The following is a 22,791-nucleotide window of genomic DNA, read 5'->3' as shown; positions in this document are numbered from 1 at the left end:
TCGCGCTGCTGATCCGAAGGAGGCAGGCCCGCCGCTTCACCGGGGTGCGGGGGCGATTGCGAAGCGGCGCGCCTAGACGGATGCGGGCGCGGCGTCAAGGTTCGGGGCGCGGGTTGCAGTGCCGCACGCGCGCGCTATGCCGCCAGCCATGACGATCATCGCCCCCGCCGACTGTTCCACCATGGCCGAGGTGCGCGCCGGCGTCGACCAGGTCGATCGCGACCTGGTGGCGCTGCTCGCTCGCCGCTTCGGCTATATGGACGCCGCTGCGCGCATCAAGCCGGAGCGCGCGGCGGTGCGCGATGAGGACCGCAAGGCCGCGGTGATCGCCCAGGCCCGCGCCGCCGCCGCCGCCGCGGGCATCCCCGCAGACGTGATCGCCGACCTATGGGAGCGTCTCGTCGAGGCCTCGATCGCCTACGAACTCGCCGCCTTCGACCGGCGCTGAATCCGGCGCCGGGTCCGGCGTCGTGCGCCGCGCCTTCCTGCCGTCCAGCGCCGACAGGATGCCGCGCATCGTCCGCACCTCCTGCGTCGACCAGCCCGGCTTGGTCAGCATCGTGCGCAGCGTCCGCCGGGTGGCGGCGTCGCGGTGCGGTGGGAAGAAGAAATTGGCCTGGACCAGCATCGCGTCGAGCTGCGCGATCATGCCGTCCAGATCCTCCTGCGCGGCGGGCGGCGGCAGATCGGTCTCGGGCGGCTGCGCCAGCGCCACGCTCCCTTCGGCACCGCTCGGGACATGCTTCGACCATTCATACGCGACCAGAATCACCGCCTGCGCCAGGTTCAGGCTGCCGAATTCCGGATTGATCGGCACGGTGATGATCGTGCGCGCGACCGCCACGTCGTCCGTCTCCAGCCCCGATCGCTCCGGCCCGAACAGGATCGCGCTGCGGCCGGGCCCGGTGTGGATGGCTTTCGCCGCGACTTCCGGCGTTACCACCGGCTTGGTGATCCCGCGCTTGCGGACCGTCGTGGCATAGACGTGCGGGCAATCGGCGACCGCGTCGGCCAGCGTGTCGAACACCCGTGCGCGCTCCAGCACGATGTCCGCCCCCGACGCCGCGGGTCCGGCGGCGGGATTGGGCCAGCCGTCGCGCGGCGCGACCAGACGCAGGTCGGTCAGCCCGAAATTCAGCATGGCGCGCGCGGCCTTGCCGATATTCTCGCCGAGCTGGGGGCGGACGAGGATGATGGCGGGGGGCGTTGTCGCGCCTGTCTCGGGAATGACGCTCGGCAGTTCCATTTCCCCTCCTCCGTTCGTCCTGAGTAGGGGCTGAGCCTGCCGAAGACCCGTATCGAAGGACTTGCGCGCCAGTTGCCGCACGACCTCCCAGTTGCCCGCAATCAACGCTTCCTTCTTGGCGCGCGACCACCCTTTCAGCTGGCGCTCCGCCTCCAGCGCCTCGGCGCGCGAAGGGAAATCCTGGGTCCAGACGAGCGCGACCGGCAGGCGCGTCTGCGTGTATCCTTCGATCGCGCCGGCTTGATGCTGTGCGATCCGCCGTTCCAGCCCGTCGGTATGGCCCAGATAATAGCTGCCATCCGCGCAGCGGAGCATATAGGCGTGGAAGCTCAAACCAGCAGTCCTTCGATACGCGTCTTCGACTTCGCTCAGCCGCTACTCAGGACGAACGGAAGAAGGAAGCGTCATTGGGGAGAGGGCGGAATCGGCGCCGCGCATCACCCCCGGCCCGCCTCCTCCACCTGCCCGGCGAACGCCTCGAAATCGCGCGCCTCGCTGAAATCCCGGTACACGCTGGCGAAGCGGATATAGGCGACCGAATCGAGCGCCTTCAGCCCCTCCATCACCAACTCGCCGATGCGGGCCGAGGTGACGTCGCTCTCGCCCATCGTCTCCAGCCGGCGCTGGATGCCCGATACCAGCTTCTCGATCCGTCCCGCCTCGATCGGGCGCTTGCGGGTGGCGATCGACACCGAGCGGAGCAGTTTTTCGCGGTCGAACGGCTCGCGCCGGCTCTCGCTCTTCAACACGGTCAGTTCGCGCAGCTGGATCCGCTCGAACGTGGTGAAGCGCGCCGCGCAACCCTCGCACTGCCGCCGGCGGCGGATCGCCGCCCCGTCGTCGGTGGGGCGGCTGTCCTTTACCTGGCTGTCCTCATGGCCGCAGAACGGGCAGCGCATTCAGATCGTCAGCCCTTGCGCTTGGCATAGGCGACGCCGGCGCCGACCAGCGCGCCCAGCACCGGGCCGACGAAGGGAACGGGGATCGCCAGCACCGCGCCGACCGCACCGTACTTGGCCATCTTCTTGCCCAGGCCCGGCGTGTTCTTGACGGTGGCCTGGACCTCTTCGATCTTCGACATGACTTATCCTTGGTAGATGGGAAAGCGTGCGCACAGGGCGCGCACACGCGTCCGAACGTCCGCCTCGACCTCCGGGTCCCCGTGCTCGCCCTTCTTCGCCAGCCCGTCGAGCACGTCGGCGACCATGTTGCCGATCTCGCGGAACTCCGCCGGGCCGAACCCGCGGGTGGTGCCGGCGGGCGAGCCGACGCGGATGCCGCTGGTCTTCACCGGGGGCAGCGGGTCGTTGGGGATGCCGTTCTTGTTGCAGGTGATGCCGGCCCGCTCCAGCGCCTCGTCCGCGTCGCGCCCGGTGATGCCCAGCGGACGCAGGTCGATCAGCGCCAGATGCGTGTCGGTGCCGCCCGCGATCACGTCGGCGCCGCGCTCCTTCAGCGTCGCGGCCAGCACCTTGGCGTTCTCGACCACCGCGGCGATGTAGCTCTTGAAATCGGGCTGCAGCGCCTCGCCGAACGCGACTGCCTTGGCGGCGATCACGTGCATCAGCGGACCGCCCTGCAGCCCCGGGAACACCGCCGAGTTGATCTTCTTCGCCAGCGCCTCGTCGTCGGTCATGATCATGCCGCCACGCGGGCCGCGCAGCGTCTTGTGCGTCGTGGTGGTGACGACGTGCGCATGGCCGAACGGCGTCGGGTGCAGACCGGCGGCGACGATGCCGGCGAAATGCGCCATATCGACCATGAAATACGCGCCGACCTTGTCCGCGATCTCGCGGAAGCGCCGGAAGTCGATCACCCGCGGATAGGCGCTGCCGCCGGCGATGATCAGCTTGGGGCTATGCTCCACCGCCAGCGCCTCGACCTGGTCGTAATCGATCAGGTGCGTCCCGGCGTCGACGCCGTACTGGATCGCGTTGAACCACTTGCCCGACATCGCGGCGCGCGCGCCGTGGGTCAGGTGGCCGCCCGCGTCCAGGCTCATCCCCAGGATCGTCTCGCCCGGCTTGACCAGCGCCAGCATCACCGCCCCGTTGGCCTGCGCGCCCGAGTGCGGCTGGACGTTGACGAAGCCGCAGCCGAAGATCTGCTTCGCACGGTCGATCGCCAGCTGCTCGACCTCGTCCGACGGCGCGCAGCCCTGGTAATAGCGCTTGCCCGGATAGCCCTCGGCATATTTGTTGGTGAAGACCGACCCTTGCGCCTCCAGCACCGCCTTCGACACGATGTTCTCGGACGCGATCAGCTCGATCTGGGTCTGCTCGCGCTCCAGTTCGTGGGCGATCCCCGCGAAGACGGCGGCGTCGGCATCGGCCAGGCTGCGGGTGAAGAAACCGTCGGGCTGGACGTCGGTCAGATCGCGGGGCTGCGTGCTCATGCGGCGAACTCCTTGGTCGACAGCTTGTCGACACGGGCTTGGTGGCGTCCGCCCTCGAACTCGGCGGACAGGAAAGCGGTGATGCAGGCCTTCGCCATGTCCTCGGCCGTCAGGCGGGCGCCGAGGGCGATGGTGTTGGCATCGTTATGGTGCCGCGCGAGGGCAGCGGAAAGGGGTTCCGACACCAGCGCGCAGCGGCAGCCGGGATGGCGGTTCGCGGCGATCGAGATGCCGATCCCCGATCCGCACAGCGCCACGCCGCGATCGGCCCGGCCTTCGCCCACCGCCTCGGCCAGCGCGAAACCGAAATCGGGATAATCGACGCGGCCGTCGCCGTGCGTGCCCAGATCGAGCACGTCGTGCCCCTCGTCGCGCAGCCACGCGGCGAGCGCGGTCTTCAGCGACACGGCGGCATGATCGGCGGCGATGGCGATGCGCATGACGCTTCCTGGATCGGTCGGCGGGATGGCCGCGCCTTTACCCGCCCCGCTGCCGGAATGCCACACCCGATCGCGATCTGTCCGCACGCGATCCGCCGGCCGCAACCCCGCTTGAGCGATCGGCGCCGATCCACTAGAGCCCGCGCCGCACCCGACAGGGTTAACCACGCCGCTCCCGCGTACCGACGACGCGACGGGCCGGGCGGCGCATTTCACGGGAAACGAACGATGGCGGACGAGCGGGGCGAGGGCATGGGCGGCGGTCAGGTGGCAGCGGACGAACTCCGCCTGCTGATCGAGCGCGCCGAGCGGCTGGAGGAAGAGAAGAAGGGCATTGCCGACGACATCAAGGACGTGATGGCCGAGGCCAAGGGCCGCGGCTACGACCCCAAGGCGATCCGCAAGATCCTCTCGATCCGCAAGAAGAAGAAGGAAGAGTATCAGGAGGAGGAGGCTATCCTCGAGGTGTACATGCAGGCGCTGGGGATGATCTGAGCTGGAGCAGATGACCGGTCGGGAGAATATATCCACCGACCGGCGTCGACCAGCAGTCGGGGATGACCGACGCGATTACGCGCGATAGCAGAACGCGTCGAGCTGCCGATCAAAGTTGGCAGCGCGGCGAACCACGTGAAAATCCGTCCATTTTCAGCCCGCTGGATAATGAGAAGTCAGCTGCCGAAGCTTATTGACCAGGTTCATCGAGAGCTTCGCATTGTATGTCTTTGGGCTAGCAAATTTGCTTACGATGCGAGCGCGAAGTGGAGTTCGTTAGCCTCCCTCTCACGCCCGACCGTAATCGACGCTGGCGTTGACGAGTTGAAGGTCGCTTGCTCCAGAAACCGGTCGCGCTGGCGAACGAGCTCGGCCTTCTCTTCTCCCGTTATCAAGTATCCGAACTTGTCGAAATGCGATCTCTTGATGAAGGGGAAACCTTTGTTGAGCAGTCCGGTCGGGTCGAGCATCGTGGCGTTGATCTTGCCCGGCCAGATGGAGCCTACCGACATCGATCGGCTGGCGACCCGAGCGAATGCGCACTCCTGATTGCGGACGACCGTCTTGTAGTCTGAATAGCAACGATTCTCGAGAAAGATCGATCGCAACTTGTTCAGCCGATCGGACGTCAAGTTGCGCATCATGAAGGCATAGGACTGGATATGCGCTTCCTGTTCCTCCGAGCTCGTCAATCCGACCAGATCCCAGGGCTTGTCGCTGAAGAGCGTGTTCAGATCACAGAATGGCCCGATTACCGAATCATTGAGGACGGTCGCATCGCAGCCCGCCGACACGGCGCTGAGATGGCGCAATCCGATCGCATATCCGGAGAAGTCATAGCCTTCGAGCGACTTCCAGATCAGCGCGTCCGACAGGTCGCGCCAAGCGGGCGAGAGGCTGGCCTCGCTTTCCGCCGCCGCCACGATCAGGATGTTATGACCTTGCGCACGCAACGATGCGGCGGTCGCGCGGTGAAAGGCGGTTGGCTGCCCATCCGGCACATAGCAGAAATACAGCGTCCAGCTGGGGCTTGACCAGGCGGGAGCGACGACGCGCGAGTAGGGGCCGGGGCGAGCGCTTCTTACGCGATGGATCAAGCGCCAGACCTGCAGCCTAAGTCTGCTGCGCGTGGGGCGGAAGGTTTCGGCAGCCATCAGCCGAATCGCAGCTGATGGAACATTGTAGAAAACAGGACGTTCAAACCGCAGTTAGCAGCGTAGTACATGATTTCGGCCCCTCGTCCGAAATGCGATACTGCCGGCCCCATATGCTAATAACCCCCGTTTTGATTATAAGCCCGTTAACTATTATAGACCGATTCGGCCCTGAAGGCAACGGCATGGATCATTGCTGGCGCGCGGGTTAACCACCGTCGCGGCAATGGATCGTTCGGACGTTATAAAGTATCGAGGTTTGTGGCGGGCGTCGCCAGGTATCGAATGGACTGTCGCCCAAGGCGCGCTATTCGGCTTTCGGCGCAAGCCGATGCAAATGCTGGTCGTCAGCCCGCCGCCGCCGTCGTCCAGCCCAGCCGGGGGATCGTGATCGATCGCTTGCCTGACATATCCACCCGCGTCACGAACAGGTCGCGGCTTTCGATATAGCCGATCAGGCGGCGCACTCGGCCGAGCGAACTGGTGCCGTAGGTCGTCGCCAGCTCTTCGTCGGAGGGGCAGGGGCGACCTTCGCGCGCGGCGGTGGCGACCAGCAGGAATGCGCCCATCATGTCGTCGGGCAGCGTCCCGGCGAGCGCCAGCGCATCGGCCCATTCGGGGGCGTGGATGTCGAAGATGCCGGCACGCGCGCACGACAGGCGGCGGGTGAAGGCGGGCAGGTCGAGCGGCGGTTTCGCCAGCCCGGCCATGCGGCAGCGGACCTGGAAATCCTGGAACAGCACCGCCGGCGGGCGCAGCGCCGCCTCGCCGTCGGCGACGATCGCGCGCAGCACCTCGGCATGGATTGCCTCCACCTCCGCCTCGTCCTTGGCCGGGGCGGCGGGTGCGGGGGCGAAGGGGGTGGCAATGGCGGGCTCGGGCGGGCGCGCGATGTCCGCGGCCAGTTCGTCGGCCGGTACGCGCCGCGGGCGCGGGTCGAACGACAGGGGCAGCGCCGGCGCCTCGGGCTCGGCGAGCAGGTCGGCCAGCCCGAACGGCTTCGCCTCGGGCAGCGGCGTCAGCTTGGGGCTGCCCGACCGCGCCGAGGTGGCGACCGCGCCGATCCGCACCGTGATCGGCCGGCGCGACACCGCGGGGCCCAGCGCCATGAACGTGCCGCGCGGCAGGTCGCGGATGCCGTCCGCCTGGCGTCGCTCCATCCCCAGCAGGTCGGCCGCACGTGCCATGTCGATGTCGAGAAAGGTGCGCCCCATCAGGAAGTTCGATGCTTCCGCGGCGACATTCTTGGCCAGCTTGGCCAGGCGCTGCGTCGCGATCACGCCCGCCAGCCCGCGCTTGCGCCCGCGGCACATCAGGTTGGTCATCGCCGACAGCGACGCGCGGCGCACCTCCTCGGCCACCTCGCCGCCGGTGGTCGGGGCGAACAGCTGCGCCTCGTCGACCACCACCAGCGCGGGGTACCAGTGTTCGCGCGGGGCATCGAACATCGCCGACAGGAACGCCGCGGCACAGCGCATCTGCCCCTCCGCCTCCAGCCCTTCCAGGCTGAGCACCACCGAGGCGCGGTGTTCGCGGATGCGTGCGGCGAATCGCTCGATCTCGGGGATCGAATAGTCCGTCGCCTCGATCACGACATGGCCGTGCGGGCCGGCGAGCGTGACGAAGTCGCCCTCCGGATCGATCACCACCTGCTGTACCTGCCCCGCCGATCCCTCGAGCAGGCGGCGCAGCAGATGCGACTTGCCCGACCCCGAATTGCCCTGCACGAGCAACCGGGTGGCGAGCAGTTCTTCCAGGTCCATGGTCACGGGCGCGCCGCGATCGTCGCTGCCCATGTCTACGCTGACGGTCATTGCCGCGCCGTTTGGCGTATCGCAGGGGGGCGGGGCAAGCGCTTTGCGTCGGCGGACCGGTCTCCTACAGCATCTTTCTCCCGCCGCCCCTCGCAGAGGTTATCGATGAGCCATCCTCCCTCCCTGGCCGATCTCAGCCGGCACCTGCTGCGCAAGGACGCGCAGGCGCTCGACCCCGAGGAGCGGCGCGTGCTGGACAGTATCGAGGGCGGCACGATCGTCAGCCGGGACGCCGCCGACGAATCGGACGCCCGGTCCGGGCTGGGCGACCGGCTGGCCGACCGGGTCGCTGCGATCGGCGGATCGTGGGGCTTCATCATCGGCTTCACCGTGGTGCTGTTCGGCTGGATGCTGCTCAACACCGACGTGCTGGCGCATTTCGGGATGGCGTTCGATCCCTATCCCTACATCTTCCTCAACCTGATGCTGTCGACGCTGGCGGCGATCCAGGCGCCGGTCATCATGATGAGCCAGAACCGTCAGGCGGCGAAGGACCGGCTGGCCGCCAGCCTGGATTACGAAACGAACCTGCGCGCCGAGCTCGACATCCTGCGCCTCCACCACAAGCTGGACGTGATGGTGATCGAGCGGCTCGCGGCACTGGAGCGCAAGATCGACGGGCTGGCGATCCGCGCGCCCGCGGCTTAAGGGCGGGGGCTGTTACCGTGTAGAGGCAGTCATGGCAGGCCATTCCAAGTTCAAGAACATCATGCACCGCAAGGGCGCGCAGGATAAGAAGCGCTCGGGCATGTTCTCCAAGCTCTCGCGCGAGATCACGGTGGCGGCCAAGATGGGCCTGCCCGATCCCGACATGAACCCGCGCCTGCGCGCCGCGGTGAACGCCGCCAAGGCGCAGTCGATGCCCAAGGACAATATCCAGCGCTCGATCGACAAGGCGTCGCGCGGCGACATGGAGGCCTATGAGGAGATCCGCTACGAGGGCTTCGGCCCCGGCGGCGTCAGCCTCATCATCGAGGCGCTGACCGACAACCGCAACCGCACCGCCACCAACGTCCGCACCGCCGTCGCCAAGAACGGCGGCAATCTGGGCGCTTCGGGATCGGTCAGCCACGCGTTCGACCGGATGGGCCTGATCAGCTATCCGGCCGGCGCCGGCGACGCCGAAAAGGTGTTCGAGGCGGCGCTGGAGGCGGGGGCCGAGGACGTCTCGTCGAGCGAGGACGGCCACGAGATCTGGACGGCGCAGGGCGACCTGCACGAGGTGGCGAAGGCGCTGGAGCCGGTGCTGGGCGAGCCGGAGGGCGCGAAGCTCGCCTGGCGGCCGCAGACGATGGTCGCGGTGAACGAGGACGAGGCGACGACGCTGTTCAAGCTGATCGACGTGCTCGACGACGACGACGACGTGCAGACCGTGTGGGGCAATTACGAGGTCTCCGACGAGATCATGGAGAAGCTGGGTTGATATTCCCCCTCCCGCTTGCGGGAGGGGTTAGGGGAGGGGATATCCGCATGTGCGGTATCTGCCGAACTGCCCTCCCCCAGCCCCTCCCGCCTTGCGGGAAGGGAGTTTGATCATCCTCGGCCTCGATCCCGGTCTCGGCACCACCGGCTGGGGGGTCATCCGTGCCGACGGCAACCGGCTGACCCATGTCGCCAACGGCCAGATCCGCACCGATCCGTCGATGCCGCTGCCGCGCCGCCTGTCGAACCTCCACGCCGCGCTGGTCGACGTGATCGGCGCCGAGCGGCCGGACGCCGCCGCGGTGGAGGAGGTGCTGGGCAACACCAACGCGCAATCGACGCTGAAGCTGGGGCAGGCGCGCGGCGTCGTGCTGCTGGCGGCGGCATCGGCCGGCTTGCGCATCGGCGAATATCATCCCAGCACGGTGAAGAAGGCGGTGGTCGGTACCGGCGGTGCGGAAAAGAGGCAGATCCAGGCGATGATGGCGGTACTCCTGCCCGGCGCGAAGCTCGCCGGCCCCGATGCGGCGGATGCGCTGGCGGTGGCGATCACCCACGCGCATCATCTGGCCAGCGAGGCCGGGATGATGCGCCGCGCCAAAGTCATGGCGGGGGCGTAGGCGCATGATCGCGCACCTGAAGGGGCGGCTGGATGCGACCGGTATCGACCATGCCGTGATCGACGTCGGCGGCGTGGGCTACCTCGTCGGCGCCTCGTCGCGCACCCTGGCCGCGATCGGTCCGGTCGGCGAAGCGGCGACGCTGTTCACCGAGATGCTGGTGTCGGAGGATTCGATCCGGCTGGTCGGCTTCGCCAGCGCCGGCGAGCGCGACTGGTTCCGCCTGCTGACCGGCGTGCAGGGCGTCGGCGCGCGCGTCGCGCTGGCGATCCTGTCGGCGCTGGAGCCGGCCGAGCTGGCGCGCGCGGTCGGCGCGCAGGACAAGGCGATGGTCGCGCGCGCCAACGGCGTCGGGCCCAAGCTGGCCGAGCGGATCGTGCGCGAGCTGAAGGACAAGGTCGGCATCGTCCCGCTCGGCTCGGCCGCGGCGACGGGGCAGGCGCTGCCGGTCGGCGCCGGTGCCGATGCGGTGTCGGCGCTCCTCAACCTGGGTTTCCGCCCGGCCGAGGCGACCGCCGCGGTCGCCGCTGCGGAGGAGGAGCTGGGCACCGCCGCCAGCCTCGACGCGCTCGTCCGGCTGGCCTTGCGCAAGGCTTCGCGGTAAGGCCCGATCCGGATCCAGCCGGGGGCGGGCAGGCATGACGACGATCGCGGTCTACAGCCTGAAGGGCGGCGTGGGAAAGACGACGCTGGCGGTCAACCTCGCCTGGGCGGCCGCCACCTTGTCGGCGCGCCGCACCCTGCTCTGGGATCTCGACGCGCAGGCCGCGGCCAGCTGGGTGCTGGGGATCGACGCGCCCGGCCGGATGGAGGCGCAGGCGGCGATCACCCGCGACCTCGATCCCGCGCGGCTGATCCGCCCGACCGCGGTCGAGCGGCTCTGGTTGCTTCCCGCCGATACCTCGCTGCGCGGTCTCGACCGGCTGTTCCACGATCTCGATAGGAAGAAGCGGCTGGCGAAGCTCGTCGAAGGACTGTCGCGCAGCCACGATCGTATCGTCATCGACTGTCCGCCGGGGCTGACCGAGACGTCGGACCAGATCCTGCGCGCCGCCGATCTGGTGGTGGTGCCGCTGATCCCCGCCGCGCTCTCGCGCCGCGCGTTCGAGACGGTGGCCGCGCACGTCACCGCGCGAAAGGGCGCCAACGTGCCGTTGTTGCCGGTCTTCTCGATGGTCGACCGCCGCCGCGCCCTGCACCGCGCCGCGCTCGCCGAGCATCCCGACTGGCCGGTGATTCCGATGGCCAGCGCGATCGAGGCGATGGCGGAACGACGCGCGCCCGTCGGCACCTACGCCGCCCGCTCCGCCGGCGGCATCGCGATCGCCAGCCTGTGGCGGACGGTGGAGAAGGCGCTGGCGGGATAGGAAGCCGGTTTGCAGCCTGCGATCATCCGCGCCGTTCCAGCCACCCCTCCGTCACTCCGGACTCGATCCGGGGTCCCGCTGATCACCGGCGGCGGCAGAAGCGGGACCCCGGATCAAGTCCGGGGTGACGACTGTTACCGATGCTCGCCAGACACCGCCCGCCCGTCGCTCCTATGCCTCGGCCAGCACCTCCTGCCACACCACAACCGTCATCCCCGCGCAGGCGGGGATCCAGACCCGCTAACCCTGCGGTCGGGCCACGAACGTCAGCGTATCGGGAATCCCGCCCACACGGAATGGCGGTTTGCACACGGGCGAACCGGCTCCCCCTCGACCCCGCGCACCTGCCCCGCTACGGAACGAAGCGTGACCGACGACCGCTTCATGACCGCGCAGCGCCGCCCCGAGGATGTCGACGCCGCGCTGCGCCCACGCCACCTGGACGAGTTCGTCGGGCAGGCGGCGGCGCGCGAGAACCTGCGCATCTTCATCCAGGCCGCCCGCGCCCGCGGCGACGCGCTCGACCATGTCCTGTTCTTCGGCCCGCCCGGCCTCGGCAAGACCACGCTGGCGCAGATCGTCGCGCGCGAGATGGGGGTGGGGTTCCGCGCCACCTCCGGCCCGGTCATCGCCAAGTCGGGCGACCTCGCCGCGCTCCTGACCAATCTCGAGGATGGCGACGTGCTGTTCATCGACGAGATCCACCGGCTCCAGCCCGCCGTCGAGGAGGTGCTGTACCCGGCCATGGAGGACCGCGCGCTCGACCTGATGATCGGCGAGGGGCCGTCGGCGCGCTCGGTCCGGATCGACCTGCCCAAATTCACGCTGGTCGGCGCGACGACGCGGCAGGGGCTGCTGACGACGCCGCTGCGCGACCGGTTCGGCATCCCGATCCGCCTGCAATTCTACACGGTCGAGGAACTGACCCGCGTCGTCACCCGCGCCGCCGGCCTCCTCGGGCTGGCGATCGCCCCCGATGGCGCGGCGGAGGTCGCGCGCCGGTCGCGCGGCACCCCGCGCATCGCCGGTCGCCTGCTGCGGCGCGTCCGCGACTTCGCCGACGTGGCGGGTGCGGAGATCGTCGACGCGCGCACCGCCGATGCCGCGCTCAACCGGCTGGAGGTCGACGCGCTCGGCCTCGACGCGATGGACCGCCGCTACCTGACGATGATCGCCGATATCTATCGCGGCGGCCCGGTCGGCGTCGAGACGCTCGCCGCCGGCCTGTCCGAACCGCGCGACACGATCGAGGAGGTGATCGAGCCCTACCTGATCCAGCTCGGCCTGGTCGCCCGCACCGCCCGCGGCCGCTGCCTGAACGCAGGCGGCTGGAAGCATCTGGGTCTCAACCCCCCGGCGGGATCGCAGGACGGTTTGTTCGACTGATCGGCGGGTTGTGGTGGATAGCTGACGTACCGCTCGCTCGTGTTCGTGTGCTATCACCGCACCGCCAGCGTGACGGAATTGGTAGACGTATCGCTACAGCGATCCCCGGCGACGGTCGGGGTGCGGGTTCGATCCCCTGCCGCTGGCAACGGCTCGACGTGGTGGAGAGCGGCCGTTCAACCGAACCATCGATCATGCATCGAGCTTAAAAAGGATTGTTCGCCCGCCGGATACCCGGACGCTGAACCGATCACCGAGTCCACATTGCACTGGGGGCAAAGGGCTGTTCCGTCTTCATCTTCAAGCCACTCTTCGACATCAGCGGCGGTGAATGTTGCTCGGCAGTAGAAGCAGCCGCACACATCGCTCCGCTCCAACTCCGCCCGGTGGTTGCTCGAATGGCGGTGAGCGGCATCTAATGTCTGACGATCATATTCCATCAGATCAGGTTCGGCCTGGTTGGGAATGTCCGCAAGTGGGCGCTACCCGCCGATCCTGTCCTACACTCCGGCCGTCCTGTATGACCCGCGGCACACCTCCTCCGCACCGCCACCCGCCGCTCCCGACCGCCTTCGCCAAAAACGTGATTTAGCCCTTACCTTAGCCTTACCTTCCCCGTTTCCTGCGCCGGGCCGGGCAGAATCATCCTAAATCATATTGCCGCGTGGCACCCGGGCCACACTTCTGGTAGCTCCCGGGATCATGCCCGCGACCGCTGCCGCCTCCGCCCGCGAGATCCTCGTCCGCCTCCACGACGTGATGGCGGCGCGCACGCCGGCGCAGGCGAAGCTCAATCAGGTCGTCGGCATCATCGGCGAGGCGACCGATAGCGAGGTCTGCTCGATCTACCTGCTGCGCGAGGGGGTGCTGGAGCTCTTCGCCACCCGCGGGCTGGCGCAGGAGGCGGTCCACGTCACCAAGCTGGCGCTGGGCGAGGGGCTGGTCGGCACCATCGCCGCGCAGGGCGAGGTGCTGAACCTCGACGAGGCGGCCTCGCATCCCGACTTCGCCTACAAGCCCGAAACGGGGGAGGAGCGGTTCCACAGCTTCGCCGGCGTGCCGATCATCCGGCGCGAGCGGGTGGTGGGCGTGCTGGCGGTCCAGCATGCCGAGCAGCGCCGCTACGCCGATGTCGAGATCGAGGCGCTGCAGACGGTGGCGATGGTGCTGTCCGAGCTGATCGCCAATGCCGGGCTGATCGACACTGCCGCGCAGGGCAAGGACCGGGTGCAGTCGACGGCAGCGGTCCGCATTGCGGGCCAGAAGCTGGTCGAGGGTATGGCCTCGGGCTGCGCGGTCTTCCACCAGCCGCGCATCGTCGTCGAGCATACCGTGGCCGAGGATACCGACGCCGAGCGCCACCGCGTCTATGCCGCGTTCGACAAGATGCGCGAGCAGATCGACCGCATCGCCCGCGAGGCCGAGTTCGGCGTCGGTGGCGAGCATCTGGAGGTCATCGAGACCTACAAGATGTTCGCCTATGACGAGGGCTGGGCGCGGCGCATCAACGAGGCGATCGACAGCGGCCTGACCGCGGAAGCGGCGATCGAGCGCGTCCAGCAGCGCACCCGCCAGCGCATGCGCCAGATCGACGACCCGCTGCTCGCCGACCGGATGCACGATCTGGAGGATCTGGCCAACCGGCTGTTGCGCATCGTGTCGGGCCAGATGGGCACCGCCGCGCAGCTCGGCCTGCGTCAGGACACCATCCTGATCGCCCGCAACCTGGGCCCGGCGGAGCTGCTGGAATATGATCGCCGCCGGCTGAAGGGCGTGATCCTGGAGGAGGGATCGCTCACCGCCCACGTCACCATCGTCGCCCGCGCCATGGGGGTGCCGGTGCTGGGCCGCGTCCGCGACGTCCGCCGCCTGATCGCGGAGGGGGACCTGCTCCTCCTCGATGTCGTCGACGGCAGCGTCTATGTCCGCCCCTCGTCGATGATGGAGGAGGCGTTCGAGGCGAAGCTGGCGCTTCGCCAGAAGCGCAAGGCCGCCTTCGCCGCGCTGCGCGACCTGCCGTCCGAGACGAGGGACGGCAGCCGCATCACCCTGATGGTCAATGCCGGCCTGCGCGACGACGTCGCCGCGCTCGACCTGACCGGCGCGGACGGCATCGGCCTGTTCCGCACCGAGTTCCAGTTCCTCGTGTCCGCCACCCTGCCGCAGCGCGAGCGCCAGCAGCGCCTGTACCGCGAAGTGATGGAGGCGGCCGGCGACCGGCCGGTGATCTTCCGCACCGTCGACATCGGCGGCGACAAGGCGCTGCCGTACCTGACCGTCGAGGCGCATGGCGAGGAGAACCCGGCGATGGGCTGGCGCGCGCTCCGCCTGGCGCTGGAGCGCGACGGCCTGATGAAGGCGCAGGCGCGTGCCCTGCTGGAAGCGGCGGCGGGGCGGACGCTGCACGTCATGTTCCCGATGGTGTCGGAGGCGTGGGAGTTCGCCGAGGCGCGCGCCCTGTTCGAGGCGCAGCGCGAGTGGCTGGCATCGCGCGGCAAGCGGCTGCCGATCGACATCCGCTACGGCGCGATGCTGGAGGTGCCGGCGCTGGCCGAGCAGCTCGACCTGCTGCTGCCGACCTGCGACTTCCTGTCGATCGGCACCAACGACCTGACCCAGTTCCTGTTCGCCGCCGATCGTGCCAATCCGAAGCTGGCGGAGCGGTACGACTGGCTGTCGGTGTCCATCCTGCGCTTCATCGCCCGGGTCGCGACCACGGCGCGGGCGGCAGGCGTGCCGGTGGCGGTCTGCGGCGAGATGGGCGGCCGCCCGCTCGAGGCGCTGGCCCTGATTGCGATCGGGATCGATCGCCTGTCGATCACGCCGGCGGCGGTCGGCCCGGTCAAGGCGATGATCCGCTCGATCGACCGGGCGGAGACGACGGCGTTCGTGGCCGATCTGCTGGCGCGTCCGCCGCGCGACCTGCGCGGTGCGCTGGCCGCCTGGGCAGGTGATCGTGGCATCGATCTGGCGTAGTCAGCCGGCGCCCCGTCGCAGCGGCGACTCACGCCTGCGTTGACAGCGGCATGGGGCTCTGGAACATGGGACAAGCGGGCCGGGGTGGCGGTTCGCAGCGGAGTTTAGTGGATGACAGAGGTCGAGCCCGGCGACACCCCAGCGCCCGAGCGCGTGGGTGACCGGCTGCGCAAGGCACGGGAGGCGCAGGGCCTGTCGCTGGCCGAAGTCGGGTCGCGGACCCGCGTGCCGCTGCGCCATCTGGAAGCGATCGAGTCCACCGACTTCGCGCTGCTGCCCTCGCCGACCTATGCCGTCGGCTTCGCCCGCGCCTATGCCCGCGCCGTCGGGCTCGACGATGCCTCGGTCGCCCATGACGTGCGCGGCGAGCTGGCCCAGGTACCCCGCGCGCCGGAGTACGAGCCGTACGAGACTGCCGATCTGGCCCGCGTCCCATCGCGCGGGATCGCGATCCTGGGGCTGGGGCTGGCCGTCGCGATCCTGGTACTGGCCGGCCTCTACTACGCCACCGATCTGTTCCGGCCGGGTGCCGGCGGACCGGCGATCGTCGCGGCGCCGCCTGCCGTGACGGCCCCGGTCGCCGTCGCGCCGGCGCCGTCGCCCACTCCCGCCGCCGGGCCGGTGACGCTGACGGCGGGCGACAACGAGGTGTGGCTGCGCGTCTACGATGCCGCGAACACCACGCTGTACCTCGGCACGCTGAAGCCGGGTGAGAGTTTCGAGGTGCCGGCGACCGCCGATGCGCCGAAGATCAACGTCGGCCGGCCCGACCAGCTGCGCGTCGCGGTCGGCGGCACTGCCATCCCGCCGCTGGGTGACGGATCGCGCCCGATCAAGGACGTCGCGGTGGACGCCGCCGCGCTCCTCGCCCGTGCCGGCCAGGGTGGCGGCGCCCCCGCCGTCTCGCCGTCGCCTACCGCCGCCCCGCTGGTCGCCCCGACGACGGCGGCACTCCGCCGCACGCCCCGTGCTGCCGCTACGGGCCGGCCGCTGACCGAGACCCAGCGGGCCAACCTCCAGTCCGCCCAGAACCCGCCCCCTGTCGCCGAGCCGGAAGCCCAGTGACGGCTATCGTGACGGACATGCAGCCAGTGAGAATGTCGGCCATGCGTACCCTGATGATGCTCTGTACGGGCGTCGCGATGATCCTGCCCGGCCTCGCCGCCGCGCAGACCGGCAATGTCGAGGCGCGCGTCGGCCGCCTCGAAAGCGAGATGCGCGCGGTGCAGCGCAAGGTGTTCCCCGGCGGTGCCGGCCAGCTGGTCCAGCCCGATATCGTCGCACCCACCGCCTCGCCGGAAGTATCGGGCGCCCCCGTCTCCTCGCCCGTCGTCGATCTTGCCGCCCGCGTCTCGTCGCTGGAGCAGCAGATCGCCACGCTGACCGGGCAGAGCGAGCAGAACGGCTTCCAGCTACGCCAGCTGCGCGAGCAGTTCGATGCGTACAAGGCGTCGACCGACGCGCGGCTGGCTGCGCTGGCACCCGCGCCGGCCGCGACGGCGCCGGCCATCGGCGGACCGGTCGGCGGCGACGATCCCGCGCCGATCGCGTCGGCGGCGCCGTCGCGCCCGATCGCGGGCAGCCGCCCCGCCGCCGGCGGCGCACCGGCCGCCGCCGACCGCGCCGACAAGCTCGCCGCGATCAAGCGTCCGGCCAAGGGTGGCGATCAGGCGGAGGAACAGTATCTCTACGGCTACCGCCTGTGGCAGGCCGGGCTTTATCCGGAGGCGCAGGCGCAGCTGAAGAAGACCGTTGCCGATTTCCCCGCCAGCCGCCGGGCCAGCTACGCGCAGAACCTGCTCGGCCGTTCCTATCTCGACGATGGCAAGCCCAGCCTGGCGTCGATGGCGTTCTACGACAACTACAAGAAGATGCCGGATGGTGAGCGGGCACCGGACAGCCTGCTCTATCTGGGCCAGGCACTGGTGAAGCTAGACAAGCCTGCCGACGCCTGCCGCGTCTATGGCGAGCTGACCGATGTCTACGGTGCCAAGATGACCGCTGCTTTCAAGGCCGATCTGGCGCGTGGCCGCACCGCCGCCAAGTGCAAGTGAGCCGCTGATCGACGCGACGTCGCTCGCCCGGTTCGAGGCCGGGCTGGCGCGTTCCGTCGGGTCCGGCGATCACGCCACCCCTCTCGCCCTTGCCGTCTCCGGCGGGCCCGACAGCATGGCCATGCTCGCGCTCGCTGCCGCCGCGCGGCCGAGCGGGGTGATCGCCGCCACCTTCGACCATGGCCTGCGCCCCGCCTCGGCGGCAGAGGCGGCGATGGTCGCCGACTGGTGTGCCGCCCGTGCCATCCCCCACGCCACGCTCCATCCGGACCGGCCGCTCCCCGCCAGCAACGTTCAGGCTTCCGCTCGCGCCGCCCGCTACGCCGCACTCGGGCGCTGGGCGGCGGGGGCGGGTGCCACGCTGCTCGCCACTGCCCACCATGCCGACGATCAGGCGGAAACCTTCCTGATGCGCGCCAATCGCGGCAGCGGCCCGACAGGCCTCGCCGGCATTCGTCGCGCCCGATCGCTCTGCCCGGGGGTGACGCTGATCCGCCCGCTGCTCGACTGGCGTCGCGCCGACCTTGCCGCGATCGCCGGGGGGTTGCCGGTCGCGCACGATCCCGGCAACGCCGACCCCCGCTATACCCGCGTCCGTGCCCGCCAATGGCTCGCGGCGATACCCGAGCTCGACCCCGCCCGCCTCGCCCGCGCCGCCGACCACGTCGCCGCCATGGCCGACGATCTCGACGCGCTCGCCGAATGGGCATGGCAGACGCGCCGGGTGGCGGGTGACGCACTCGCGATCAATGTCGACGGCCTGCCGCGCGCGCTCCGCCGTCTGCTGGTCCGCCGCGCCATCGCCACCGCGCGGGCTGCCGCGGCGATCGACACGCCCGAGTTCGGTCCCGCGGCCAACGTCGAATCGCTGCTCGACGCGCTGGAACGGGGCCGGCGTGCGACCCAGGCGGGTATCGTCGTCGCGCCGCGCGGCACGGTCTGGCAGGTCGCCGCGGCGCCCCCGCGTCGGACGGGTTGACGCTTACCGGCGACGGACCCGGCTTTCCGGTGATTGATCGACGTTTTGTTCCATTGCCATTAACCCCTCCCGGCCTATCTTGGCAGGGAAAGGTATCGCCGTGCCCATGAACGACAACGACAAGCAGCCTCCCGAGAATGGCGGAGGCAATCCGTGGATGAAGAGCCTGCTGATCTGGGTGGGCATTCTGCTCGGCCTCGCGCTGTTCGTCACGATGGTCGATGGCCGCTCGTCGACCTCGGGTACGGGGAACCAGGTCGCCTACTCCACCTTCCTCGACAAGGTCGACGAGGGCACGGTCAAGGACGTCAACATCAGCCGTGACATTATCACCGGCACGATGTCGAACGGGGAGAAGTTCCGCGCCTATCCGCTCCCCGATTCGACGCTGGTCGGCAAGCTGCGCGAGAAGGGCGTGACGATCACCGCCAAGCCGGAGGACGGCCCGTCGGTCTGGATGGTCCTCCTGTACCAGTCGCTGCCGTTCCTGCTGTTCCTGGGCATCGCCTTCTTCGTGCTGCGCCAGATGCAGAAGGGCGGCGGCGCCAACGGGGCGATGGGCTTCGGCAAGAGCCGCGCCAAGATGCTGACCCAGAAGGAAGGTCGCGTCACCTTCGCCGACGTCGCCGGCATCGACGAGGCCCGCGAGGAGCTGGAGGAGGTCGTCGAGTTCCTGAAGGATCCGTCGAAGTTCGCCCGTCTGGGCGGCAAGATCCCCAAGGGCGCGCTGCTGGTGGGTTCGCCCGGCACCGGCAAGACCCTGCTCGCCCGCGCGATCGCGGGTGAGGCGGGCGTGCCGTTCTTCACCATCTCCGGATCCGATTTCGTCGAGATGTTCGTCGGCGTCGGCGCCAGCCGCGTGCGCGACATGTTCGAACAGGCCAAGAAGTCGGCGCCCTGCATCGTCTTCATCGACGAGATCGATGCGGTCGGCCGCCATCGCGGCGCCGGGCTCGGCAACGGCAACGACGAGCGCGAGCAGACGCTGAACCAGCTGCTGGTCGAGATGGACGGGTTCGAGGCGAACGAGGGCATCATCATCGTCGCGGCGACCAACCGCCCCGACGTGCTCGATCCCGCGCTGCTGCGGCCGGGCCGGTTCGACCGTCAGGTCGTGGTGCCGCGCCCGGACATCGAGGGCCGGATCAAGATCCTCGAAGTTCATATGAAGAAGGTGCCGCTGGCGCCCGACGTCGATGCCCGCACGATCGCGCGCGGCACGCCGGGCTTCTCGGGCGCCGATCTCGCCAACCTCGTCAACGAGGCGGCGCTGACTGCGGCGCGAAAGGGCAAGCGCCTGGTCGCGATGGGCGAGTTCGAGGAGGCCAAGGACAAGGTCATGATGGGCGCCGAGCGCCGCAGCATGGTCATGACCGAGGACGAGAAGCGGATGACGGCCTATCACGAGGCGGGCCACGCGATTGTGGCGATGCACGAGCCGGCGTCCGATCCGATCCACAAGGCGACGATCATCCCGCGCGGCCGTGCGCTGGGCATGGTGATGCGCCTGCCGGAGCGGGACAGCTACTCGTACCACCGCGACAAGATGTACGCGAACCTGGCGGTGTCGATGGGCGGTCGCGTCGCCGAGGAGGTGATCTTCGGCTATGACAAGGTATCGTCCGGCGCATCGGGCGACATCCAGTACGCCACCGGTCTTGCCCGCGACATGGTCACCAAATGGGGCATGTCGGACAAGGTCGGCCCGGTCGAGTACGCCCAGCCGGAGGGCGAGAGCTTCCTCGGCTATTCTTCGTCACAGCCGGTGCGCATGTCGAATTCGACCGCGCAGCTGATCGATGACGAGATCAAGGCGATCGTCGAGGGCGGGCTGACCAAGGCCAAGCAGGTGCTGACCGAGCATGTCGACCAGCTCCATCTCCTTGCTGGTGCGCTCCTCGAATATGAGACGCTGTCGGGCGATGAGATCAAGAAGCTGATCGCCGGCGAGGAGATCGACCGGATCAACCAGGGCCCGAAGACGCCGGCGGTACCGGCCGCGGGCACGTCGATCCCCAAGACGCGCCGCAACTCGGGCCCGTTCGGCAACCCGACGCCGCTCGGCGCCTGACATTATCGACATTCAGCCGGCGGCAAGCCGGCGGGGTGTAGGGGTCGGCTTTCCCACCGGAAGGTCGGCCCCATGTCGTTCGTGCGTACCCTCACCCTCTCCGCTACCCTTGCCGCGGCCGTCTCCATGGCCGCGCCGGCCGGTGCGGCGATGACCGTCGGCACCTTCGTCCAGCGGGCCAACGTCCTGCGCCAACAGGGTTTCGCCGCGCTGCTCTCCCCCGATTTTCAAATCCTGAAGGAGGAGGCACGACAGGCCAAGGTCCAGCTGAAGGCAGAGAATGCCCGCCGCGTCGCTGCCCGCAAGCCGGGCCTCGCCTGCGTCCCCGATGGCGAGACGATCGGGATCGAGGAGATGGTCGACAGCCTCGCCGCGCTCCCGGCCGCGGACCAGCGCCGGCCGCTCCGCGACGGCTACGCCAAGGTGCTCGGCCGCAAGTTCCCCTGCTGATCGCACCGCCCGGCGCCATCTCGCGCAGCGGCCACCGCTGTGATAGCGGACGGCCATGGCCGATGCCGATACCGATCCCGTCCAGCTGATCGCGACGATGGGCGCGCATGCGCGCCATGCCGCGGCGTGCCTCGCCCGCCTGCCTGCCGATGCGAAGCGGGCGGGCCTGCGCGCCGCCGCCGCCGCGATCCGCGACAAGGCGCCGGATATACTGGCGGCGAACGCGGCGGACATGGCCCGCGCCCGCGCGGCCGGGCTGGGCCGCGCGCTGCTCGACCGGCTGATGCTGGATGCGGCCCGGCTGGCGGCGGTGGCCGATGCGGTCGAGGCGGTGGCCGCTCTCGACGATCCGGTCGGGCAGGTGATTGACGCCCGCACGCGCCCGAACGGTCTGGCCCTGTCGCGGGTGCGGGTGCCGATCGGGGTGATCGGCATCGTCTATGAAAGTCGCCCGAACGTGACCGCCGACGCCGCGGCGCTCTGCGTGATGAGCGGCAATGCCGCGATCCTGCGCGGGGGCAGCGAGGCGCTGGCGAGCAACCGCGCGCTCCACGCCGCCTTCGCCGACGGGATGGAGCGGGCGAGCCTGCCGCGCACCGCGGTGCAGCTGGTGCCGACTGCGGACCGTGCCGTGGTGGGCGCGATGCTGGCCGCCGCGGGGCAGATCGACCTGATCGTGCCACGCGGCGGCAAGGGCCTGGTCGCCCGCGTTCAGGCCGAGGCGCGGGTGCCGGTGCTCGCCCATCTGGACGGCATCAACCACGTCTATGTCGATGCCTCCGCCGACCCGGGCATGGCCGGGGCCGTGGTCGTCGATGCCAAGATGCGCCGCACCGGCGTCTGCGGGGCGATGGAAACGCTGTTGATCGACCGCGCCTGGCCGCATGCGGCGGAACTCGTTGTGGCACTGGCGGCGACGGGATGCACCGTCCGTGGCGACGGGGCGGTGAGGGCGATCGCCGCGGTCGACCCCGCCTCCGCCGAGGATTGGGACACCGAGTATCTCGATGCGATCTGCTCGGTCGCGCTGGTCGACGGCATCGATGGCGCCCTCGCGCACATCGCCCGCCACGGCTCGCATCACACCGACGCCATCGTTGCCGCCGACACCGCGGTCGCCGAACGCTTTCTGGCGGAGGCGGACTCCGCCATCGTCCTGTGGAACGCCTCCACCCAGTTCGCCGATGGCGGCGAGTTCGGGCTGGGTGCGGAGATCGGCATCGCCACCGGCCGCCTCCACGCGCGCGGCCCCGTCGCGCTGGAAGGATTGACGACCTACAAGTGGGTCGGGCGGGGCAACGGGCAGGTGCGCGGTTCTTGACCCCCACCGGCCTGCTCGGCGGCAGCTTCAATCCCGCGCACCGGGGCCACCGCCGCATCACACTGGCCGCGATCGATGTGCTGGCGCTGGACGAGGCATGGTGGCTGGTGTCGCCGGGCAACCCGCTGAAGCCCGCGGCCGGCATGGCGCCGCTGGCGGCGCGTCTGGCCTCCGCTCGCGCGATGGCGCGTCGCGCCCCGATCCGCGCGACCGCGATCGAGGCGCGACTCGGCACCCGCTACACCGTCGACACCATCCGGCAGCTCCAGCGGCGTTATCCCCGCCGGCGGTTCGTCTGGATCATGGGGGCGGACAATCTCGCCCAGTTCCACCGCTGGCGCGACTGGCGGGGCATCGCGCGCGCGATCCCGATTGCGGTTGTCGCGCGGCCGGGATATGACGGCCATGCACTCGCGGCCCCCGCGATGGCCTGGCTGCGGCGCTATCGACGACCGCGGTCAGCGGCGAAACGATGGACGACGTGGAGTTTGCCGGCCCTGGTGCTGCTGCGCTTCCGCCCCGATCCGACGTCCGCTACCGGCCTGCGCGCCGGCGATCCCGACTGGCACCGGCGCTTCGGCCGGGGGCCGTCCTCCTAGGA

The 22,791-nt window shown here is 69.6% G+C and carries 24 protein-coding genes and 1 pseudogene; 18 read left to right on the top strand and 7 right to left on the bottom strand.

The window, feature by feature from the left end; all coding sequences use genetic code 11:
- Positions 1–148: 148 nt before the first annotated feature.
- Positions 149–448: a chorismate mutase gene (locus ABC319_RS09875; RefSeq protein WP_413070057.1), complete on the top strand. Its 300-nt coding sequence runs from the start codon at positions 149–151 to the stop codon at positions 446–448.
- On the opposite strand, the gene ABC319_RS09870 is transcribed toward ABC319_RS09875, so the two are convergent.
- The 5 genes from ABC319_RS09870 to rpiB all read right to left on the bottom strand — a co-directional run bounded on the left by ABC319_RS09870 (position 386) and on the right by rpiB (position 4,081).
- Entirely contained in the window at positions 386–1,579 is a 1,194-nt protein-coding gene (locus ABC319_RS09870) for a TrmH family RNA methyltransferase (protein WP_413070056.1), read from the bottom strand. The genes ABC319_RS09875 and ABC319_RS09870 overlap by 63 nt on opposite strands.
- Positions 1,580–1,683: 104 nt before the next feature.
- Entirely contained in the window at positions 1,684–2,145 is a 462-nt protein-coding gene (nrdR, locus tag ABC319_RS09865) for a transcriptional regulator NrdR (RefSeq protein WP_413070055.1), read from the bottom strand.
- A gap of 8 nt (positions 2,146–2,153) precedes the next feature.
- The gene (locus ABC319_RS09860; protein ID WP_413070054.1) at positions 2,154–2,327 is read right to left on the bottom strand and encodes a hypothetical protein; all 174 of its coding nucleotides are present in this window, start codon (positions 2,325–2,327) and stop codon (positions 2,154–2,156) included.
- A 3-nt stretch (positions 2,328–2,330) separates the two neighbouring features.
- Complete coding sequence (glyA, locus tag ABC319_RS09855) at positions 2,331–3,641, bottom strand: serine hydroxymethyltransferase (protein WP_413070053.1); 1,311 nt, start codon at positions 3,639–3,641, stop codon at positions 2,331–2,333.
- A complete protein-coding gene (rpiB, locus tag ABC319_RS09850) occupies positions 3,638–4,081 on the bottom strand; it encodes a ribose 5-phosphate isomerase B (protein WP_413070052.1) in 444 nt (147 codons plus the stop codon). Before rpiB ends, glyA begins: the two co-directional genes overlap by 4 nt.
- A gap of 228 nt (positions 4,082–4,309) precedes the next feature.
- Here rpiB and ABC319_RS09845 point away from each other — a divergent pair, with 228 nt between their 5' ends.
- Together ABC319_RS09845 and ABC319_RS09840 are read left to right on the top strand one after the other, a co-directional pair.
- Complete coding sequence (locus ABC319_RS09845; RefSeq protein ID WP_413070051.1) at positions 4,310–4,576, top strand: DUF2312 domain-containing protein; 267 nt, start codon at positions 4,310–4,312, stop codon at positions 4,574–4,576.
- Positions 4,577–4,638: 62 nt separating this feature from the next.
- On the top strand, positions 4,639–4,773 hold the full coding sequence (locus tag ABC319_RS09840; protein WP_413070050.1) for a hypothetical protein: 135 nt from the start codon (positions 4,639–4,641) through the stop codon (positions 4,771–4,773).
- Positions 4,774–4,824: 51 nt separating this feature from the next.
- On the opposite strand, the gene ABC319_RS09835 is transcribed toward ABC319_RS09840, so the two are convergent.
- The gene (locus tag ABC319_RS09835; protein WP_413070049.1) at positions 4,825–5,730 is read right to left on the bottom strand and encodes a hypothetical protein; all 906 of its coding nucleotides are present in this window, start codon (positions 5,728–5,730) and stop codon (positions 4,825–4,827) included.
- A 347-nt stretch (positions 5,731–6,077) separates the two neighbouring features.
- On the bottom strand, positions 6,078–7,544 hold the full coding sequence (locus ABC319_RS09830; protein ID WP_413070048.1) for a helicase HerA domain-containing protein: 1,467 nt from the start codon (positions 7,542–7,544) through the stop codon (positions 6,078–6,080).
- 105 nt (positions 7,545–7,649) lie between these two features.
- On the opposite strand from ABC319_RS09830, the gene ABC319_RS09825 reads away from it, so the two are divergent.
- The 15 genes and pseudogenes from ABC319_RS09825 (at position 7,650) to ABC319_RS09755 (ending at position 22,789) form a co-directional block, all read left to right on the top strand.
- Positions 7,650–8,192, top strand: coding sequence for a DUF1003 domain-containing protein (locus tag ABC319_RS09825; RefSeq protein WP_413070047.1), 543 nt, complete (start codon positions 7,650–7,652; stop codon positions 8,190–8,192).
- A gap of 31 nt (positions 8,193–8,223) precedes the next feature.
- Positions 8,224–8,967, top strand: a complete 744-nt coding sequence (locus tag ABC319_RS09820) for a YebC/PmpR family DNA-binding transcriptional regulator (RefSeq protein ID WP_413070046.1) — start codon at positions 8,224–8,226, stop codon at positions 8,965–8,967.
- A 106-nt stretch (positions 8,968–9,073) separates the two neighbouring features.
- A complete protein-coding gene (gene ruvC, locus ABC319_RS09815; protein ID WP_413070045.1) occupies positions 9,074–9,586 on the top strand; it encodes a crossover junction endodeoxyribonuclease RuvC in 513 nt (170 codons plus the stop codon).
- A 4-nt stretch (positions 9,587–9,590) separates the two neighbouring features.
- Positions 9,591–10,190 carry a Holliday junction branch migration protein RuvA gene (ruvA, locus tag ABC319_RS09810; protein ID WP_413070044.1) on the top strand — a complete coding sequence of 200 codons (600 nt, stop codon included), beginning with the start codon at positions 9,591–9,593 and terminating at the stop codon, positions 10,188–10,190.
- Positions 10,191–10,224: 34 nt separating this feature from the next.
- Positions 10,225–10,953 carry a ParA family protein gene (locus tag ABC319_RS09805; protein ID WP_413070043.1) on the top strand — a complete coding sequence of 243 codons (729 nt, stop codon included), beginning with the start codon at positions 10,225–10,227 and terminating at the stop codon, positions 10,951–10,953.
- 366 nt (positions 10,954–11,319) lie between these two features.
- Positions 11,320–12,339, top strand: coding sequence for a Holliday junction branch migration DNA helicase RuvB (ruvB, locus tag ABC319_RS09800; protein WP_413070042.1), 1,020 nt, complete (start codon positions 11,320–11,322; stop codon positions 12,337–12,339).
- Positions 12,340–12,402: 63 nt separating this feature from the next.
- A pseudogene (locus ABC319_RS09795) lies at positions 12,403–12,487 on the top strand.
- 554 nt (positions 12,488–13,041) lie between these two features.
- The gene (gene ptsP / locus ABC319_RS09790; RefSeq protein ID WP_413070041.1) at positions 13,042–15,315 is read left to right on the top strand and encodes a phosphoenolpyruvate--protein phosphotransferase; all 2,274 of its coding nucleotides are present in this window, start codon (positions 13,042–13,044) and stop codon (positions 15,313–15,315) included.
- Between the two features lie 111 nt (positions 15,316–15,426).
- A complete protein-coding gene (locus ABC319_RS09785; RefSeq protein WP_413070040.1) occupies positions 15,427–16,380 on the top strand; it encodes a helix-turn-helix domain-containing protein in 954 nt (317 codons plus the stop codon).
- 41 nt (positions 16,381–16,421) lie between these two features.
- A complete protein-coding gene (locus ABC319_RS09780; protein WP_413070039.1) occupies positions 16,422–17,369 on the top strand; it encodes a tetratricopeptide repeat protein in 948 nt (315 codons plus the stop codon).
- Positions 17,341–18,348 carry a tRNA lysidine(34) synthetase TilS gene (gene tilS / locus ABC319_RS09775; protein WP_413070038.1) on the top strand — a complete coding sequence of 336 codons (1,008 nt, stop codon included), beginning with the start codon at positions 17,341–17,343 and terminating at the stop codon, positions 18,346–18,348. The genes ABC319_RS09780 and tilS overlap by 29 nt, the downstream gene beginning before the upstream one ends.
- A gap of 106 nt (positions 18,349–18,454) precedes the next feature.
- Positions 18,455–20,419 (top strand): ATP-dependent zinc metalloprotease FtsH, encoded by a 1,965-nt coding sequence (ftsH, locus tag ABC319_RS09770; RefSeq protein ID WP_413070037.1) that lies wholly within the window; start codon positions 18,455–18,457, stop codon positions 20,417–20,419.
- Between the two features lie 72 nt (positions 20,420–20,491).
- Positions 20,492–20,869 (top strand): hypothetical protein, encoded by a 378-nt coding sequence (locus tag ABC319_RS09765; RefSeq protein WP_413070036.1) that lies wholly within the window; start codon positions 20,492–20,494, stop codon positions 20,867–20,869.
- A 55-nt stretch (positions 20,870–20,924) separates the two neighbouring features.
- Positions 20,925–22,190: a glutamate-5-semialdehyde dehydrogenase gene (locus ABC319_RS09760; protein ID WP_413070035.1), complete on the top strand. Its 1,266-nt coding sequence runs from the start codon at positions 20,925–20,927 to the stop codon at positions 22,188–22,190.
- A complete protein-coding gene (locus ABC319_RS09755) occupies positions 22,187–22,789 on the top strand; it encodes a nicotinate-nucleotide adenylyltransferase (protein ID WP_413070034.1) in 603 nt (200 codons plus the stop codon). Before ABC319_RS09760 ends, ABC319_RS09755 begins: the two co-directional genes overlap by 4 nt.
- Positions 22,790–22,791 lie beyond the last annotated feature (2 nt).

The sequence above is a fragment of the Sphingomonas phoenicis genome, from assembly GCF_047238005.1.
Taxonomy (GTDB): Bacteria; Pseudomonadota; Alphaproteobacteria; order Sphingomonadales; family Sphingomonadaceae; genus Sphingomonas.
This window is presented reverse-complemented; position numbering and strand designations above follow the sequence as displayed.